This window comes from Halorubrum sp. 48-1-W (assembly GCF_003287355.1).
GTDB lineage: Archaea > Halobacteriota > Halobacteria > Halobacteriales > Haloferacaceae > Halorubrum.
In genome coordinates this window covers 62,299-78,468 of the sequence record NZ_QMIM01000023.1, presented here as the reverse complement: position 1 = coordinate 78,468, position 16,170 = coordinate 62,299, and the positions used below count along the sequence as shown (strand labels likewise).

Here is a 16,170-nt window from a genome sequence, read left to right as displayed (position 1 = left end):
GTGGTGGTTGTGTCGTCCCATGTCGGTTTCCTCCCCGACCTACTCGCTCACTCCGGTCGCTCCTTGAGGTCGGGGGCTCCACCTCGAAAATGCTGAACTATATCCACACGTCGGACGGTACGACTGTGGACTGGATCGATCTTGAAGACGAACACGAGCGTCTGTGCCGTGAACAACGCAAACTCTCACGGAAAGTACACGGGTCAAACAACTACGAGAAGCAACGCCGGGAAGTGGCGAAGGTCAAGCGCCACATTCGGCGGAAAGTGCTGGACTACCAGCACAAAATCACGACGTGGCTCGTCCGTGAGTACGACGCAGTATTCGTGGAAGACTTGGACGTGAAGGGGATGTTAGAGCAGTCGCACAATGCTCGCAACAAGCAAGATGCGGCGTGGCGACAGTTCATCACCCTACTCGAATATAAAGCAGAGTTGTACGGCACTCACGTCGTACAGATTGACGCGGCAGGAACGACCAAAGAGTGCGCCTCGTGCGGTGTGGAGACAGCGAAACCCATCTGGGTACGTGAACACTCCTGTCCAAGTTGTGGGTTCGAGTGTGACCGTGATGCGAACGCGGCGATGAACGTACTGCAACGCGGTTTTTCTGAACTAGGGCTGGGATGGCCCGAATCTACGCCTGTGGAGACTGCACTCCCTACGGACACCACTCAGGTGTCTACAAAGCGCGTCATCGAAACAGGAAGCCCCACCCTCAATGAAGCGGCGTCAGCCGCTGAGTAGGGTGGAGTAGTTCACTGCGAGTCTGTACCACTGCGATGACCCGTGTCGGTCCCGAACACGGCTGACTCGACGTCTTTCGACAGCCTCGATGAAACTATTCGCAGTAATCACTATGAGCGGGCGGCCCCCCGTGGCCCGCGCACGTCGACCGCGAACGGCTGGATTCAAGTCCGCCGACCGGGAACCGGGTGGTATGCAACCGGGAGATCGCGTCCGCGTCGACCGCGGGGACGTCACGAACGAGGGCGTCCTGTTGCCCTCGACGACGCGCGACCACCTCGTCGTCAAGCTCGACGGCGGGTACAACGTCGGGGTCGACCGCGACGCCGCCGACGTCGAGGTGCTCGAGTCGGGCGCGCGCGACGTCGACGAGGCGGGCGACGCCACGGGCGAAGCCAGCGAGATCACCTTCGACGAGGACCTGCCCACGGTGGCGCTCGTCTCCACCGGCGGGACCATCGCGTCGACGGTCGACTACCGCACGGGCGCGGTCACCGCCCGGTTCGACGCCGAGGACGTGTTGCGGGCGGTCCCCGACCTGGCCGGGCGGGCGAACTACCGGGGCCGGGTCGTCGCGAACATCCTCTCGGAGAACATGGACCCGGGGATCTGGCGGGACCTCGCGTGCGCGGTCCACGAGGAGGTCGAGGCCGGCGCGGACGGCGTCGTCGTGATGCACGGCACGGACACCATGCAGTACTCGGCGTCCGCGCTCGCGTTCATCCTCGACGTCCCCGTCCCCGTGGTGTTCACGGGGAGCCAGCGGTCGGCGGACCGACCCTCCTCGGACAACGTGATGAACGCGGTGTGTGCGGTCGAGGCCGCGAAGGCCGACCACGCGGAGACGCTCGTGTGTATGCACGCGGGACCCTCCGACGACGTCTGTGCGCTCCATCGGGGGACCAGGGTCCGGAAGAACCACACCTCGCGACGCGACGCCTTCGAGACGGTCGGCGCGGAGCCGCTGGGGCTCGTCGACTACGCGGCCGCGACCGAGGCGGGAGCCGACGGCGACGTCGCCGAGTCGGCGATCGCGTGGAACCGCGAACCCACCCCGCGCGGCGACGGCGACCCCGGGATCGCAGCCGACCTCGAGGCGGCGGTCGAACTGGCGAAGTTCACGCCCGGGATGGACCCGGCAGCGTGGGACTACCTGGAGGGCAAAGCCGGCGTCGTGATCGAGGGGACCGGCCTGGGGCACGTCCACACCGACCGCATCCCGCGGATCGAGTCCCTCGTCGAGGACGGGACGATCGTCGTCATGACGAGCCAGTGCCTCGAGGGGCGGGTGTGCGACCGCGTCTACGACACCGGCCGGGACCTCCTCGAGGCCGGCGTGATCGAGGCGGGCGACACCCTCCCCGGCACGGCGAAGGTGAAGCTCATGTGGGCGCTCGCGAACACGGACGACCCCGAGACTGCGATGCGGCGGGACCTCGCGGGCGAACTCACCGAGGAGTCGCGCCCCTGGCGGTGACCGATGAGCCGGGTCGCGATCCGGGACGCCCGCGCCGCCGACGTCGACCCGGTCGTCTCGTTCACCGGCGACACGTGGGGTGACCGCTCCGACGACTACGTCCCGCGGGTCTTCCCCGAGTGGGTCGGATCCGACGGCGACACAGGGCGGACGTTCGTGGCGACGCTCGACGCGGGCACTCCGGGCTCCCGTCCGGACCACGACGAACTACCGCTCGTGACCGGCGACGGCACCGGCACAGCGGACGCCGGCGAGCCGGAGGCGGTGGTCGGCTGTATCCGGGGAGTACTGCTCTCGGAGTGGGAGGCGTGGGCCCAGGGGATCCGCGTTCATCCGGCCGTCCGCGGTCTCGGTGTCGGTACCAAACTCACCGACGCCGTACTCGAGTGGGCCCGTTCGGCCGGCGCGACCGTCTGTCGCAACATGGTGTTCTCCTGGAACGTCGCCGGGCTCGGACAGTCGCGGGCTGCGGGGTTCGACCCGACGACGGCGTTCCGGTTCGCCCATCCGAGGCCCGCGTCGGGGTCGGGGTCGGCGACGACCGCGTCGGCGTCCCGACCCGACTCCGACGCGGTCTGGGCGTTCTGGCAGGGGAGCGACGCCCGCGCGCACCTCGACGGGCTCGCGCTCGATCCGACCGAGCCGTGGGCGTGTTCGGAGCTCACCCGTGAACGCCTGTCGGCGGCGGCTGCGGAGGGGCGGCTGATCGCGGTCGCCGACGGCGGGATCGCCGGGTTCTCCGTCCACACGCGGGTCACCGAGGACGACTCGAACGGGGACGGCGACGCCGACCGGACCGCGGTCTACGGGGTCACGGCGTGGCGGGACGCGACGGCCGCGGGGGCGCTGTACGACGCCATCGGCCGCGATGCTGCCGGCCGTGACGCCACGGTGACCCGCGTGCTCGTCCCCGAGACGGTCGAGCACGTCAGCGACACCGCGGCGAACCGGGTGGCGGTCGCCACGGAGCCCGACTTCGTGACGAGCGCCGACCTCACGGACCCGTCGGTCGGCGGCGAGTGACCGGCTCCGCCGGCCCGTCACCGCGACCGCTACGCTCTTTCCGCTCGGTCCCGCAGGTCGCGTATGGACCCGGTATCGCCGTCGTTCGCGACGCTGCTCCAGTTCGCGACGCTCCGGGCGGTGCTCTACTACGGGGCGGTGTACGGGATCGTCCTCGCGGTCGCGGTCTGGATCTACCGCGACGCGAAGGCGCGCGGCAGCGACCGGGCGCTGGCGTGGTTCCTCGCGACGCTCGTGTTCACCATCCTGCCCGTGCTCGCGTACCTGTACCTCCACCGCGACACGGGCCCGGCGAGGCTGGAGTGACCCGCCCGGTCCCCTCCGTCGAGTATCACCGCCGATAGCCGAACCCGAACGCCTAATTCCCCCCGTCCCGGCCGTGTCGACATGATCGCGACCCTGCCGGACGCGCTCCGACTGATCGTCGTCCCCGTCTTCTGCTGGGCGGCGGTCCGCGACGTCCGGACGAGGCGGCTTCCCAACCGGATCTGGCCGCCGCTGTACGCGTTCGGCGCGCTGTTACTCCTCTGGGATACAGCCCTGCTCTGGCCCTTCGCGAGCCTCGACGGGCGGTGGTTCCTCGTCCGCGTCGCCGTCAGCCTGCTCTTCGTCGCGCCGCTCGGCTACGCGTTCTGGTTCCTCGGCGCGTTCGGCGGCGCCGACGCGAAGGCGCTCATCGCGCTCGCCGTCGTCTTCCCGACGTTCCCGAGCTACGAGGTCGCCGGGGTCTCGCTCCCGCTCGTCGAGACCGCCCTCGGGGTCTTCTCGCTCACGATCCTCACGAACACGGTGCTCCTCGGGCTGGCCTACCCGATCGGGCTCGTCGTCTTCAACCTCGCGACCAGCGAGCGCTCGGCGACGATGTTCCTCGCCCGTCCGGTGTCGACCGCCTCGCTCCCGGAGCGACACGGGCGGCTGTTCGAGGACACGGCGGGGACGACCCGGAACGGGCTCGATCTGGACGCGCTCCGGATGTACCTCCGCTGGCGGGGAGTGACGCTCGCGGAGCTTCGGAAGGCGCCCGACAGACTCCGTGACCCCGAGAGCGTCACGGAGACGTTCGACCCGACGGACGGCGGCACCCACGTCGGCCCCGCGACGGACGGCGGAGCGGTGGTCGACCCCGACGTCGACGGGGAAGTCGCCGACATCGACGGGGAAGCCGCCGACTTCGACGACCCGTGGGGAGTGGATCGGTTCCTCGCCGAGATCGACCACGGCGCGTACGGCACCGACGCCGAAACGCTTCGGGAGGGGCTGGAGGTGGTCGTCGACCGCGAGACGGTCCGCGTCTCGCCGGGGATGCCGTTCGTCGTGCCGATGGCGGCGGGGCTGGCCGTCTCGGTCACCTACGGCGACGCGTTGTTCGCGTTGCTCGCCGCGCTCGGAATGGTGTGACTCCACGGGATCCTCCCCGCGCTGTCACGGATCGTTCCGACGGCCGGGTCAGGCCTCGATCGGCAGGTCGCCGACGGTCGTGACGCGCGTGCCGATCGGGCGTTTGACGAAGTCGCCGAGTTCGCGGCCGAAGAGCCGGCTCACCCCGCGCTGGGCGGCGACGTCGAGCAACCGTTGGTCGATCCGGCCGTCGACGACGACCGCGTGAGGCGGGTCGGACGCGCCCTCGACCGCGTCGAACGCGTCGCCGACCTCGACCTCCTCTAGCACCCCGAGGTCGTCGTCGAGCAACCGCGCGAGCCCGCTCTCGCGGTCGACGACCTCCTGGACGTGTTCCTCGATGGACCTCGGTTCATCGTCGGTGTCGTCGCCGGCGTCGCCGTCGGTGTCATCGTCGGCGTCGCCGTCGGTGTCATCGTCGGCGTCGCCATCGGTGTCATCGTCGGCGTCGTCCGTCTCGGCGACGGACGCTTCGGTGACGTCCCCGGCACCGGCATCCGTCTCGGCAGCGGGCGACGAGTCGGGATCCCCATCCCGGTCGGAGTCTCGGGATGCGTCCGCCCCGTCGATATCGCTCGGGTCGGCGGCCACGATCGACCCGTTGGACCGCGACGAGCCGGCGGTGTCTGGGTCGGAACCGTCGGTTCCGGGCTCGTCTTTCGCGTCGGTTCCGTCCTCGCCGTCCGCGTCCGAGCCGGGGGCGCTACCGGCTGCCTCCCGGAGGTTCGGCGCGTCGGCGAGCGTCTCGTAGGGCACCTTCCCGCGGAGTCCCTCGAAGACGGCCCCACGGTCGAGGTCCTCGACCGACTCGCCGGGCGGCGCGAACGCGACGTAGTCCACGTCGCCGACCTGCGCGAGCTCGCGGAGGATGAGTTCGCCGCCGCGGTCGCCGTCGAGGAACGCGGTGACCGTCCGTGCCTGGGTCAGCTCCGCCACGGCGTCCGGGACGTTCGTCCCCTCGACGGCGATCGCGTTCTTGATCCCGCACTCGAGCAGCGTCGAGACGTCCGCGCGTCCCTCGACGACGATGACGGCGTCGGAGTCGCCGACCCGCGGACCGGCCGGGAGCCCCTCGTAGTCGACGATGCCCTCGATGCGGGCGGCGTCGCGGACCTCCTCCAACACGTCGTCGCTGGCGAGGCTGGTCTCCTCGAAGCCGCTCGCGACGAGTTCCTTGGCGCGCTCGACCACTTCCCGGCGCTTGGCCGCGCGCACGTCCTCGATGCTCGTCACCTCTACGGCGGCCCCGCAGGGACCGATACGGTCTATCGTCTCCAGCGAAGCCGCGAGGATCGCGGTCTCGACCTTGTCGAGGCTCGAGGCGACGGTCACCTCGCCGAAGGACTGGCCGTTCTCCGACCGAATGTCCACGTCGATCCGACCGACCTTCGAGGACTCCTGGAGGTCGCGCAGATCGAGCTCGTCGCCGAGGAGCCCCTCCGTCTGTCCGAACACCGCGCCGACGACGTCGCTCCGCTCGACGACGCCGTCGGCCGCGATGGTGGCCCGGATCAGGTATTTGGCTGTGTCGTTCATGTGATGAGTGATGGTGATGTGAACGGACGACGATCCGCCGTCCCGTTTCAAATAGGCTCGGTCCGGAAAAATACCTGTCGACCCGCGGATCCTCGCCGACCGTCGTCGAATCGCCGGTCCCGTGGTCGCCTCGCGATCGTCCCGCACCGGTTCAGGAACAGGGTTTAACCGGATCCGCCCGTTACTGATCTCAAGCAGTGAGACGTTCGAGAGACCTCGTGTGGATCCCGGTGTTCGCGGTCCTCGTCGCGTTCGCCGTCCCGTGGCCGCTGTGGGGGGTGGACCGCGTCGCCGTCGGGTTGCCGGTGTGGATCTGGTGGCACGTCGGCTGGCTCGGGCTCTGTACGCTCGTTTTCCGGTCGTTCGTTCGGAGCGGCGCGTGGGAGCGCGGGATGGGAGTCGACACTCCGGACAGCGGGGAACGGGGCGGTGGAGCCGACGCCGCGACCGACGGGGTTGAGCGTCGATGACCGTGGGGATCGGGTTCTGGATCGTCGTCGGCTACCTGATCGTGGCGTTGCTGATCGGGCTCGTCGCCTACCGGGTGACGGAGTCGACCGCGGAGGACTACTACCTCGCGAACCGGTCGATCGGCACGCTGGTGTTGCTTTTCACCACCTTCGCCACCCTGCTTTCGGCGTTCACCTTCTTCGGCGGTCCGAACCTCGCGTACGCCGCCGGACCGGAGTGGCTGATCGTGATGGGGACGCTCGACGGGGTGTTGTTCGCGGTGTTGTGGTACGTGGTCGGCTACAAACAGTGGCTGATCGGCGACCGACACGGGTACGTCACGCTCGGCGAGATGCTCGGCGACCGGTTCGGCTCCCGGGGCCTCCGCGGGCTCGTCGCCGGCGTCAGCCTCCTGTGGCTGTTCCCGTACGTCATGCTCCAGCAGATGGGCGCGGGGGAGGCGCTCGTCGGGTTGACCGACGGCGCGGTCCCCTACTGGGGCGGCGCGGCGCTCGTCACCGTGTTCATGATCGTGTACGTCACGCTCGCGGGGATGCGCGGCGTCGCGTGGACCGACACGATACAGGGCCTGTTCATGCTCTCCGTCGTCTGGGTCGCCGCCGTCTGGGTGGTCTCGGCCGTGGGCGGCGTCGGCGCGGCGACCGAATCGATGCTTACGGCCCGTCCCGAGTTCGGGCGCTTCGGCGGCGGGATCTACACGCCCGGGTTCATCATCTCGACGGCGATCACCATCGCGTTCGGCGTGACGATGTTCCCCCAGATCAACCAGCGCTTCTTCGTTGCGGAGTCGAGTACGGTGCTCAAGCGGTCGTTCACGCTGTGGCCGGTCCTCGTGCTCCTCCTCTTTCTGCCGGCGTTCCTGCTCGGCGCGTGGGGCGCCGGGATGCCGATCGACGTTCCCGAGGGCGCGAACGTGCTCCCGGTCGTGTTGAACGCGTACACCCCGGCCTGGTTCGCAGGGCTCGTGATCGCGGGCGCGATGGCCGCGATGATGTCGTCGTCGGACTCGATGTTGCTGTCGGGGTCGTCGTACTTCACCCGTGACCTCTACCGGCCGTTCGTGGACCCCGACGCCTCCGCCCGCCGGGAGGCGTGGACCGCCCGGATCGGCGTCGTCGTCTTCGCCAGTCTCGCGTTCCTCGCGAGCCTCCTCCGGCCCGGGACGCTGATCGAGGTGGGCGACACCGCCTTCTCCGGGTTCGCGTTGCTGTCGCTCCCCGTGATCTGTGCGCTCTACTGGGACCGGACCACCCGCGACGGGATGGCGATCGGGATCGCGCTCCCGCAGGCGATCTACCTCCTGGTGGTGTTGTCGTCGGTGCTCCCGCTCGTACCCACGCTCCCGCGGACGGTGGCCGTCGCCGGAACCGGTGGCTGGGACGTGGCGCTCGGGCTGATGGTCCTCTCGCTCGCGCTCACCGTCGGCGTCTCGTTCGTGACCGCGCCGACCGCTCGAAGCGACGCCTCCCGGTTCTCGGTCGTGGACGATTGAGGACGTCGTCTCGCGGCGGCAGGGCCACTCGCAACCGGGTTCACTCCCCGCCGACGGGGTCACTCAAATCGTCGAGTTCCCGAACGACCGTCGCGGAGACAGTGATGGATCCGGAAGGTAGAGATGGGATCGGACACCAGGGAAAGATTGATAAGAAAAAATATATATACACGATACTATCAAAAATGGTATCTAACGAGCCGGCAACGAATGGCTTCGATCCAGTTCGACAGCCCCGATCACGGCGGCGGCACCGTCGGCTCGTGTCCGCGGGAGATGTTCGGCAGGGCCACCCGTTCGTCCGTTCCGTCCCGGATTCGGGTATCGGCAGTACACGGCTGGGTCGGTTCCCCGAAACCATCGCGTTAGCTCCGTTGTATCCTACCGTTCAGACACGTGGGGAATGAACTGATGGGTCGCTGGAGAGTGCTAATGGTACGGTTGTTGCGATTGATATTGGTGTGAACAGAGGAGGAACGTTGCTGGCGGGGTGGACACCTCCAAAGCCCCAGCCGCTCGGCTGTACGAAGTGAAACGAACGACTGCGATGAACACATCCAAAGCCCCAGCCGCGAGGACTCGCGCGGCTCGTTGCGCGCTTCAGTCGCTCGCTCTGCTCGCTCCTTCCAGTGCTTACGTCGCCGTGCTTCGTCCTCGCGACTGCCCCTTTGAGTCCCACCCGAACCGCAACCGCCCCGCACCCCGCACCTCCCCAACCTCGTCGCTGGTCCTCCGCTTCGCGTCGGACCACCGACTCCCTCGCGATCGGTTCGCGCCCTCCGGGCGCTCACCGGCACGCCACCGCAGAATCGCTCGTTCCTTCACCTGTACTGACCGATCCATGTGTCTCGCCTGTGGAGGAATTCGATGGGGCAACCCGTCCACTTCCGGAGACGGCTCGACCGTCTCAGATCCGGGCTCGATCCGATCCCCTTGATCCCCCGACGCATCTTGTTCCTCGACGGTCGCCACGGGACTCGATCGAGGGTTCCCCACGATCAGTCCGGACGAACGACGGCACTTGGCGAAACGATTGCGCCCGAGATCCGGTCTCGTTCGATAGAACAATCAAATATAAATAATATATTGAAAGTCTATATTTTTGGTTCGATAGCCGGTCGGAGTCGTCGCGTCGCTGGTGATTGAATCCCGCGGATCGACGACGTCGAAAAGTCGGGCGTCCCTACTCCACCTGTTCGATCAGTTCGACGGTGTAGCCCTCGGGGTCGGTGACGAACGCGATCCGGATCCCCTTGTCCTCGAGGTGTTTCGGACCCTTGAGGAGTTCGCTGTCGAACTCCTCGGTGAGGGTCGCGATCGATCCGTCGATGTCGTCGACGGCGACGGCGACGTGGTCGAACCCGCTCGGCCGGTCGCCGTCATCGTTGCCGTCGCCGTTCCCGCCACTGCCGTCGCCGTTCCCGTCCTTGTCGACATCGTCGCCGCCGTCGTCGGCGTAGTACTTGAACTGGATCTCGGCGTCGCTCTCCCCGCCGACGAACCGGTTCGTCGCCCCGTCGTCGCTCTCGAACTCACGGGTACGCTCCAGCCCGAGTCCCTCGGTGTAGAACGCTTCGGCCGATTCGACGTCCTCGACCCACATCGCCACGTGGAGTACGTCCATACCCGATCGACCAACGTGTGCGCGTATAAACGAAGGGGTATGCGGCGACGGTCGCCTCGATCGCGTCGAGCGAGCGAACGCGGGACCCGGTGGGTTTATCAGCTGGCAGCGAGCTTGGGGACGTGTGCCACTCACTAGCAACGAGGTCGCCGAGCGGCTTCGCGGAGTCGCCGCCGGACTCCTGACGCCGTTCGACGACGACCTCGACATCCAACACGACAAGCTCGCCTCGAACGCCGAATCCCTCTACGCGGACGGTATCCGCACCTTCCTCGCGACCGCGAACATCAGCGAGTACCACTCGCTCTCCGAACGCGAGCGCGTCGCTGCCGCCGAGACGGCGGTCGAGACGCTCCCGGACGAGGCCTGCGTGCTGGCCGGCGTCGGCGGGAGCACGGCGGACGCGAGGGCGCTCGCCCGCAAGTATGAGGAGGCGGGCGTGGACGCGATGATGGTCATGCCGCCGGACCACACCTACGTCCACGAGCGCGGGTTGTTGACGTACTACCGAAAGCTCGGCGAGGCGACCGACCGTCCCCTAGTTCCGTACGTCAAGGGGTTCGACCCCTCCGTCGAGTACCTCGGCGACCTCACCCGGCTCGACGCCATCGTCGGGATCAAGTACGCGCTGGAGGACCCCGTCAAGCTCGGTGCCGGGATCGCAGTCGGGGACGACGACGTCGTCTGGGTCGACGGGCTCGCCGAACCGTTCGCGGTCGCCTTCTGGGCCGAAGGGGTCGAAGGGTTCTCCGCCGGCGTGAGTAACTTCCGCCCCGAGGTCGGACTCGCCCTCTTCGACGCCCTCTCGGCGGGCGACTGGGAGCGCGCTCGGGAGCTGCGGGACGTCTGTCTCCCGTACCAGAACTTCCGCGGCGGGACCGGCGAGCGCAACCAGGTCCCGGCCGCCATCAGCGTCCCGGCGGTGAAGAAAGGGCTCGACTGCGCCGGGCTGTACGGCGGAACCGTCCGCGAACCGATCGAACCGCTCTCGGCCGCGGACGAGCGTCGTGCCGAGGAGCTCTACGACCAACTGGACGACGAGATCGATCGGCTCATCGGATAGCCCGACCGTTCCGTATCGGGGAACGTCGATCGGCGAGGCGGTCGATCCCACCGGGCGGACGGGTCCGTTAGACCCGATCTCACCCCACGAACGGCCTGGCTGAACGTTCTAAATTACACTACTATGATTGTAAAGGTCAGGGTCCGGGAGACGACGTGGACGCCTCGAACCGCACGGCGTCGTCGATCGGTTCGAGAACGGCCGGTTCGAGCACGGACAGTTCGAGGACGTCACGGACGCGCACAGGCGACGTACGCTGTGGAGCCCCGTCCCCACGACGCCTTCGTTCCGCGATAGGGAACATCTTCGGGCGGTGGAGCGCTAGGTGTACTTGGCGTTGATCTCGATCACCCTCGCGGTACTGCGGACGAGTTCCGCCATCCGGTCCATGTAATCCTGTTCGTCGAACCGCTTCGTCGGCCCCGAGACGCTGATGGAACCGAGCACGTCCCCGTCGCGGATCACCGGCGCAGCGACACAGCGGAGGCCCCGGATGCGTTCCTCGTCGTCGAAGGCGACGCCGCGGTCACGGATGTCCCGGAGCTCCTCGTACAGTTCGTCCCGGTCGGTGATCGTGTGTTCCGTCCACCGGGGCATCCCGTGTCGGTCGAGGATCCGCTCGACGCGGTCCTCCGGGAGGTTCGCGAGGATCGCCTTGCCGACGCTGTTCGCGTGGAGGTAGACGCGCGTCCCGACGTGTGAATCCGTCCGAATCGCGTTGTCGCCGAGCGACTGATACAGGTAGATCCCTCGCCCCCGGTCCTCGACGACGAACTTCGCCGACTCGCCGGTCTCCTCCGCGAGGTCGTCGACCTCGCTTTTCGCCAGTTCGTAGAGCTCCTGCCGCTGTCTGGCGTGCCCGCCGAGGGTCAGGAAGCGCAGCCCGACGTGATACTCGTCGCCCTCGCGGGCGAGGTAACCCGCCCGTTCGAGGGTCGTCACGTGATCGTGAACCGTGCTCTTCGAGAAGCCGAAGTGGTCGGCCAGTTCGGTCACGCCGGCGCCGTCCCGACGGCGGATCTCCTCGACGATCGCCATCGATCGTTCCACGGCCTGGATCGGCCCGTCGTACTCGGGTGGGGCAGTCGCCATGGGTACCGATCGTCCCCGGGAGAAATAAAACTGTTCCTCACAGCCAAACGGGCTATCCGCCATGGCTTACCCCCGTGACCGTTCGTGGAGCCGGTCCACCGACCGTTCTCACGGTGACATCGGTGTCCCGCCCACGTCGTCCGTTCGGCGTTCCGGAACGCCGAACGCCGGGGGACGGCGTCCCCTATTCGTAGACGTGGACGCTGCCGGTCGCGTTCTCCTCGATGAACTCCCAGTCGTAGTCGACGCCGAGTCCCGGACCGTCGGGCACGGCGACCGTGCCCTCCTCGTCGACGGTGTCGAGGAAGTCCGAGTAGTCGCAGTCGTACACCGGCGGCTGGGTGTTCCGACAGTCCGGGTGGACCAAGGCGATCTCGTAGTAGTTCGTGTTGCGGATCGCCGCGATACAGTGCCGGTGTGCGGGGCCCGGCGCGTGGAGTTCGACGTCGAGTCCGAACCCTTCCGCCATCTTCGCGATCTTCATCGCGCCGGTGATCCCGCCGTCGTACTCCGGGTCCGCCCGGACGAAGTCGGTCGCGTCGTTCGCCACGAAGTCGGTGTGTGCCTCGAAGCCGCGGACGTGCTCCGTCTGTAGGAGCGGCGTGTCGAGCATCTCGCGGAGCTTCCGGTGGCCATGCTGGGAGACGCCGCCGTCGCGGTAGGGGTCCTCGTACCAGAAGAAGCCGGCCTCGTCGCAGGCCTTCCCGATCCGTATCGCGTCGGCGAACGTCGGCGGCTCACACGCCGGGTCGAGCATGAGGTCCATCTCGTCGCCGACGCGGTCACCGACCTCAAGGACCGTCTCGACCGTCTTGTCCGGGTCCGTCCAGTCGCCGCCCCAGTCGTGGATCTTGTACGCCCCGTATCCCATCTCCAGACACTCCTCGGCGAAGTCGGCGAACGCCTCGGGCGAGTCGAGCCCGCCGTTCTCGTCGCCCTGGTACGTCGACGCGTACGCGGGGAACCGCTCGCGGTAGGTGCCGAGCAGCTCGTGGATCGGGGCGTCGTAGTACTTCCCGGCGAAGTCCCACAGCGCGATGTCGATCGGGCCGATCCCCATCCGGTCGTACTTCCGAAGCGCCCGGTTGATCGCGCTCCAGTGTTTCTCGCGGTCGAACGGGTTCTTGCCGATCAGGTAGTCGGCGAACATGTTGATCTGGGCCGCGCCCGGCGAGTTCCCGCCGACGTACTCGCCGGTGATCCCGGCGTCGGTGTGGACCTTGATCCCGAACAGCTTTCGCGTGTTCGTCGCGCCCGGTTCGTAGACGACGCTGAAGCCGTTGGGGCTGTAGCCCACGTCTTCGATCTCGTAGGCGAACTCGGTGGACTCGATCTTGGTGATCTCTGGTGTCACGTCCGTACCCATCCCGACGCCGAGTAAATAGATTGTGATGTGAGAACGTATCTCGCGGGCGACGACGGCCCGGTACCGCCCGCAAATCGGTCGGTCAGGAACGTCCCCGCCTTCGGCTCACTCCGCCATGAACGTCCCCGCCTGCGGCTCGTAGGGGTCGGTGGGGATCTCCACGAGGGTCGGGCCGTTCTCCAGTGCGGCCGCCGTCGCGTCGACGATCTCCTCGGGCGTCTCCGCGTAAGCCGTGTCGAGACCCATCCCCCGCGCGAGGTCGCGACAGTCGAGCGGCGACTCGGTCCACCCGTAGGCCCCTTCGCCGAGCCCGTAGGAGCGTTCCGCCTCCTCGCTGATGATCGCGTAGTCGTCGTTGTTGAACACGAACACGGTGACGTCGAGCGACTCCTGTGCGATAGTGTGGAGCTCCTCGAGACACATCAGGAGTCCGCCCTCGCCGATGAACGCGGCCACCGGCCGGTCGGGGTTGGCGACCGCCGCGCCGACCGCAGCCGGGATCGAGAGGCCCATCGACGCCCAAGAGCCCGGGTTGACGTAGGCGCGCGGTTCGTACGTCGGGAACGACATCAGCGTCCAGATCCGCGACCCGCCGGCGTCGGCCGTGACGACGGTCTCCCGCGGGAGCGCCTCGCGGATCGCCGTCACCGCGCTCACCGTCGTGAGCGGCGCTTCCGAGACGTCACGGAGTTCGGCCAGCCGCTCGGCTTCGGCCTCGCGGACCTCCCGCGCCCGGGCCTCGCCGTCGCCGCCCGTCACCGCGAGGTCCGCGAGTTCCGCGTCCACCGCAGCCAGCGTTCGCTCGGCGTCGGCGACGATCCCGACGCTCGGTTCGTAGCCCGTACCGATGTCGGAGGGGTCCATCGTGACGTGGACGAGCTCCTCGGGCATGTCGTACGACCAGTGTTTGGTCCACACCGCGTCGAAGTCGGTGCCGACGCCGAGGACGACGTCCGACTCCTCCAGACACCGCTTCAGCGCCGCGCTCGTCCCGCCACAGAGCATGCCGGCGAAGAGGGGGTGGTCCTCCGGGAACGTCGCCTTCCCCTTGTAGGTCGTCGCCACGGGGGCCCCGAGCGACTCGGCGACGGCGAGCAGCTCCTCGCTGGCGTCGGCCGCCCGGACGCCGCCACCGGCGACGATCGTCGGCGCGTCGGCTGTGGCGAGCAGTTCGCTCGCCTCCCGGACCTCGGCCTCGGGCGCGTCCCACGGGTCGGGGACGTCGATGTCGCCCGTGACAGCCGGCTCGATCTCCATCGGGACGAAGTTCTTGGGGATGCCGACGCGGACCGGCCCCTTCGGGGCCGTCTTCGCGATCGAGATGGCGCGTTCCAGCTCGGCGACCGTGCTCTGGGGCGTCTCGACCGTGACGTTCTCCTTGACGACGTTGTCGTACGTGTCCGGCGGCGTTTCGTGGATCCCGTCGCCGCCCCGGATCTCGGGTTCCGTCTCGACGGCCATGTGCAGGAGAGGTGTACAGTCGTTGAGCGCGTTCTTCAGCCCGTTCATCGCGTTCATGTCGCCGGGCCCCGGGATCACGACCGTCGCCGCCATCCCCCCGCTCGACTCGGCGTACCCCCACGCCTCGTGGGACACGTTCGTCTCGTGTCGGGCCATCACGAAGTCGATGTCGTCCCGCTCGCTGATGCTCTTGTTCAACGGCAGCGTCTGTTTGCCCGGGATTCCGAACACCGTGTCGATCCCGTTCGCGGTGAGACAGTCGATGATCGCGTCGCTGTTTTTCATTACTGCTAGGTAGACGGCGGAACTGTAATAAAACGTTTTGGTACCCGTGGGCGCGACCCGCCGACCGGGTCGGCGCCACTCGCTGCGGTCGGAAACGCGTCCTACCGAACCTTATTTGCCGACCACCCGCCTGGGTGGCGTATGACACGGAACGTCACGGTCGTCGGTGCCGGGAACATGGGACAGGGGTTCGGCGTCCACTTCACGCTTCACGGCCAGGACGTCACGCTCGTCGACCACCGCGAGGGGAACCTCGAGCGGGCGGGAGAACGGATGGGGAACGCGGTCGCCGAACTCCGCGAGGGAGGGCTCACCGAGCGGTCGCCGGAGTCGGTCGTCGAGGCCGTCTCGACGACGACGGACCTCTCCGCGGGGGTCGCCGACGCGGACCTCGTGCTCGAGACGGTTCCGGAGGACCTGGCGATCAAGCGCGAGGTGTTCTCGGCGATCGCGGGGGCGGCGCCGTCGGACGCGGTCCTCGCGTCGAACACGTCGGGGATCCCGATAACGGAGATCGCGGAGGCGGTCCCCGACGCCGCCGAGCGGGTCGTCGGCTGTCACTGGTGGTTCCCGCCGTACCTGCTGGAGCCGGTCGAGGTCGTCCGGGGCGAGCGGACGACGGACCGGACGATGGACCGGACGCGCGCGTTCCTCGAGGACGTCGACCGCCGACCGATCACGGTGGAGCGGGACGTTCCCGGGTTCGTCTGGAACCGGATCCAGAACGCGGTGATCCGCGAGTGCGTCCACCTCGTAGAGGAGGACGTCGCCTCCGTGGAGGACATCAACGCCGCGGTCCGCGACGGCTACGCCCGGCGAACCGCGGTCATCGGCCCGTTCGAGACGATGGACATCGCCGGCGTCGACCAGTTCCGAACCGTCGCCGAACACCTCTACCCGCACCTGTGTAACGACGAGGCGGCCCAGGACACCTTCGACGAGCTCCTCGCGTCGGGGCGGACGGGGATCGAGTCGGGGGAGGGGTTCCTGACGTACGACGAGCCGGACGACGAGGTCCTCCGGCGACGGGACCGGCGGCTCGCCGTACTGGGGCAGGTGTTCGACTCGTTCGAGGAGTAGCGAGACGACGACGACGCTCACTCGACAGCGACGCTCGCTCGACAGCGACGCTCACT

General features: G+C 68.0%; 14 protein-coding genes. 9 read left to right on the top strand and 5 right to left on the bottom strand.

Annotated elements, in window-relative coordinates; all coding sequences use genetic code 11:
* The 5 genes from DQW50_RS11795 to DQW50_RS11775 form a co-directional block, all read left to right on the top strand.
* Window positions 1-746 (top strand): RNA-guided endonuclease InsQ/TnpB family protein (locus DQW50_RS11795; protein WP_394338590.1); only part of this gene is annotated, 746 nt, incomplete at its 5' end.
* A 193-nt stretch (window positions 747-939) separates the two neighbouring features.
* Complete coding sequence (gene gatD / locus DQW50_RS11790; RefSeq protein WP_112079470.1) at window positions 940-2,223, top strand: Glu-tRNA(Gln) amidotransferase subunit GatD; 1,284 nt, start codon at window positions 940-942, stop codon at window positions 2,221-2,223.
* 3 nt (window positions 2,224-2,226) lie between these two features.
* Complete coding sequence (locus tag DQW50_RS11785; RefSeq protein ID WP_112079469.1) at window positions 2,227-3,246, top strand: GNAT family N-acetyltransferase; 1,020 nt, start codon at window positions 2,227-2,229, stop codon at window positions 3,244-3,246.
* A 63-nt stretch (window positions 3,247-3,309) separates the two neighbouring features.
* The gene (locus tag DQW50_RS11780) at window positions 3,310-3,552 is read left to right on the top strand and encodes a hypothetical protein (RefSeq protein ID WP_241964407.1); all 243 of its coding nucleotides are present in this window, start codon (window positions 3,310-3,312) and stop codon (window positions 3,550-3,552) included.
* An 81-nt stretch (window positions 3,553-3,633) separates the two neighbouring features.
* The gene (locus DQW50_RS11775) at window positions 3,634-4,644 is read left to right on the top strand and encodes an A24 family peptidase (protein WP_112079468.1); all 1,011 of its coding nucleotides are present in this window, start codon (window positions 3,634-3,636) and stop codon (window positions 4,642-4,644) included.
* Window positions 4,645-4,692: 48 nt separating this feature from the next.
* Here DQW50_RS11775 and dnaG read toward each other — a convergent pair whose 3' ends face one another.
* A complete protein-coding gene (dnaG, locus tag DQW50_RS11770; protein ID WP_112079467.1) occupies window positions 4,693-6,180 on the bottom strand; it encodes a DNA primase DnaG in 1,488 nt (495 codons plus the stop codon).
* 197 nt (window positions 6,181-6,377) lie between these two features.
* On the opposite strand from dnaG, the gene DQW50_RS11765 reads away from it, so the two are divergent.
* Both DQW50_RS11765 and DQW50_RS11760 read left to right on the top strand, forming a co-directional pair.
* A complete protein-coding gene (locus DQW50_RS11765) occupies window positions 6,378-6,650 on the top strand; it encodes a hypothetical protein (protein ID WP_112079466.1) in 273 nt (90 codons plus the stop codon).
* Entirely contained in the window at window positions 6,647-8,143 is a 1,497-nt protein-coding gene (locus DQW50_RS11760; protein ID WP_112079465.1) for a sodium:solute symporter, read from the top strand. The genes DQW50_RS11765 and DQW50_RS11760 overlap by 4 nt, the downstream gene beginning before the upstream one ends.
* Window positions 8,144-9,326: 1,183 nt before the next feature.
* On the opposite strand, the gene DQW50_RS11755 is transcribed toward DQW50_RS11760, so the two are convergent.
* On the bottom strand, window positions 9,327-9,767 hold the full coding sequence (locus DQW50_RS11755) for a VOC family protein (protein ID WP_112079464.1): 441 nt from the start codon (window positions 9,765-9,767) through the stop codon (window positions 9,327-9,329).
* A 124-nt stretch (window positions 9,768-9,891) separates the two neighbouring features.
* Between DQW50_RS11755 and DQW50_RS11750 the strand changes: the two genes are divergently transcribed.
* Window positions 9,892-10,830: a dihydrodipicolinate synthase family protein gene (locus DQW50_RS11750; protein ID WP_112079463.1), complete on the top strand. Its 939-nt coding sequence runs from the start codon at window positions 9,892-9,894 to the stop codon at window positions 10,828-10,830.
* 321 nt (window positions 10,831-11,151) lie between these two features.
* Here the strand turns inward: DQW50_RS11750 and DQW50_RS11745 are convergent, their stop codons facing one another.
* From DQW50_RS11745 to DQW50_RS11735, 3 genes are all read right to left on the bottom strand, one after another.
* On the bottom strand, window positions 11,152-11,922 hold the full coding sequence (locus DQW50_RS11745; protein WP_112079462.1) for an IclR family transcriptional regulator: 771 nt from the start codon (window positions 11,920-11,922) through the stop codon (window positions 11,152-11,154).
* A gap of 184 nt (window positions 11,923-12,106) precedes the next feature.
* Entirely contained in the window at window positions 12,107-13,276 is a 1,170-nt protein-coding gene (locus DQW50_RS11740; protein ID WP_112079479.1) for a mandelate racemase family protein, read from the bottom strand.
* A 117-nt stretch (window positions 13,277-13,393) separates the two neighbouring features.
* Window positions 13,394-15,034, bottom strand: a complete 1,641-nt coding sequence (locus DQW50_RS11735) for a thiamine pyrophosphate-binding protein (protein WP_112079461.1) — start codon at window positions 15,032-15,034, stop codon at window positions 13,394-13,396.
* Window positions 15,035-15,175: 141 nt separating this feature from the next.
* Between DQW50_RS11735 and DQW50_RS11730 the strand changes: the two genes are divergently transcribed.
* The gene (locus DQW50_RS11730; protein WP_112079460.1) at window positions 15,176-16,114 is read left to right on the top strand and encodes a 3-hydroxyacyl-CoA dehydrogenase family protein; all 939 of its coding nucleotides are present in this window, start codon (window positions 15,176-15,178) and stop codon (window positions 16,112-16,114) included.
* Window positions 16,115-16,170 lie beyond the last annotated feature (56 nt).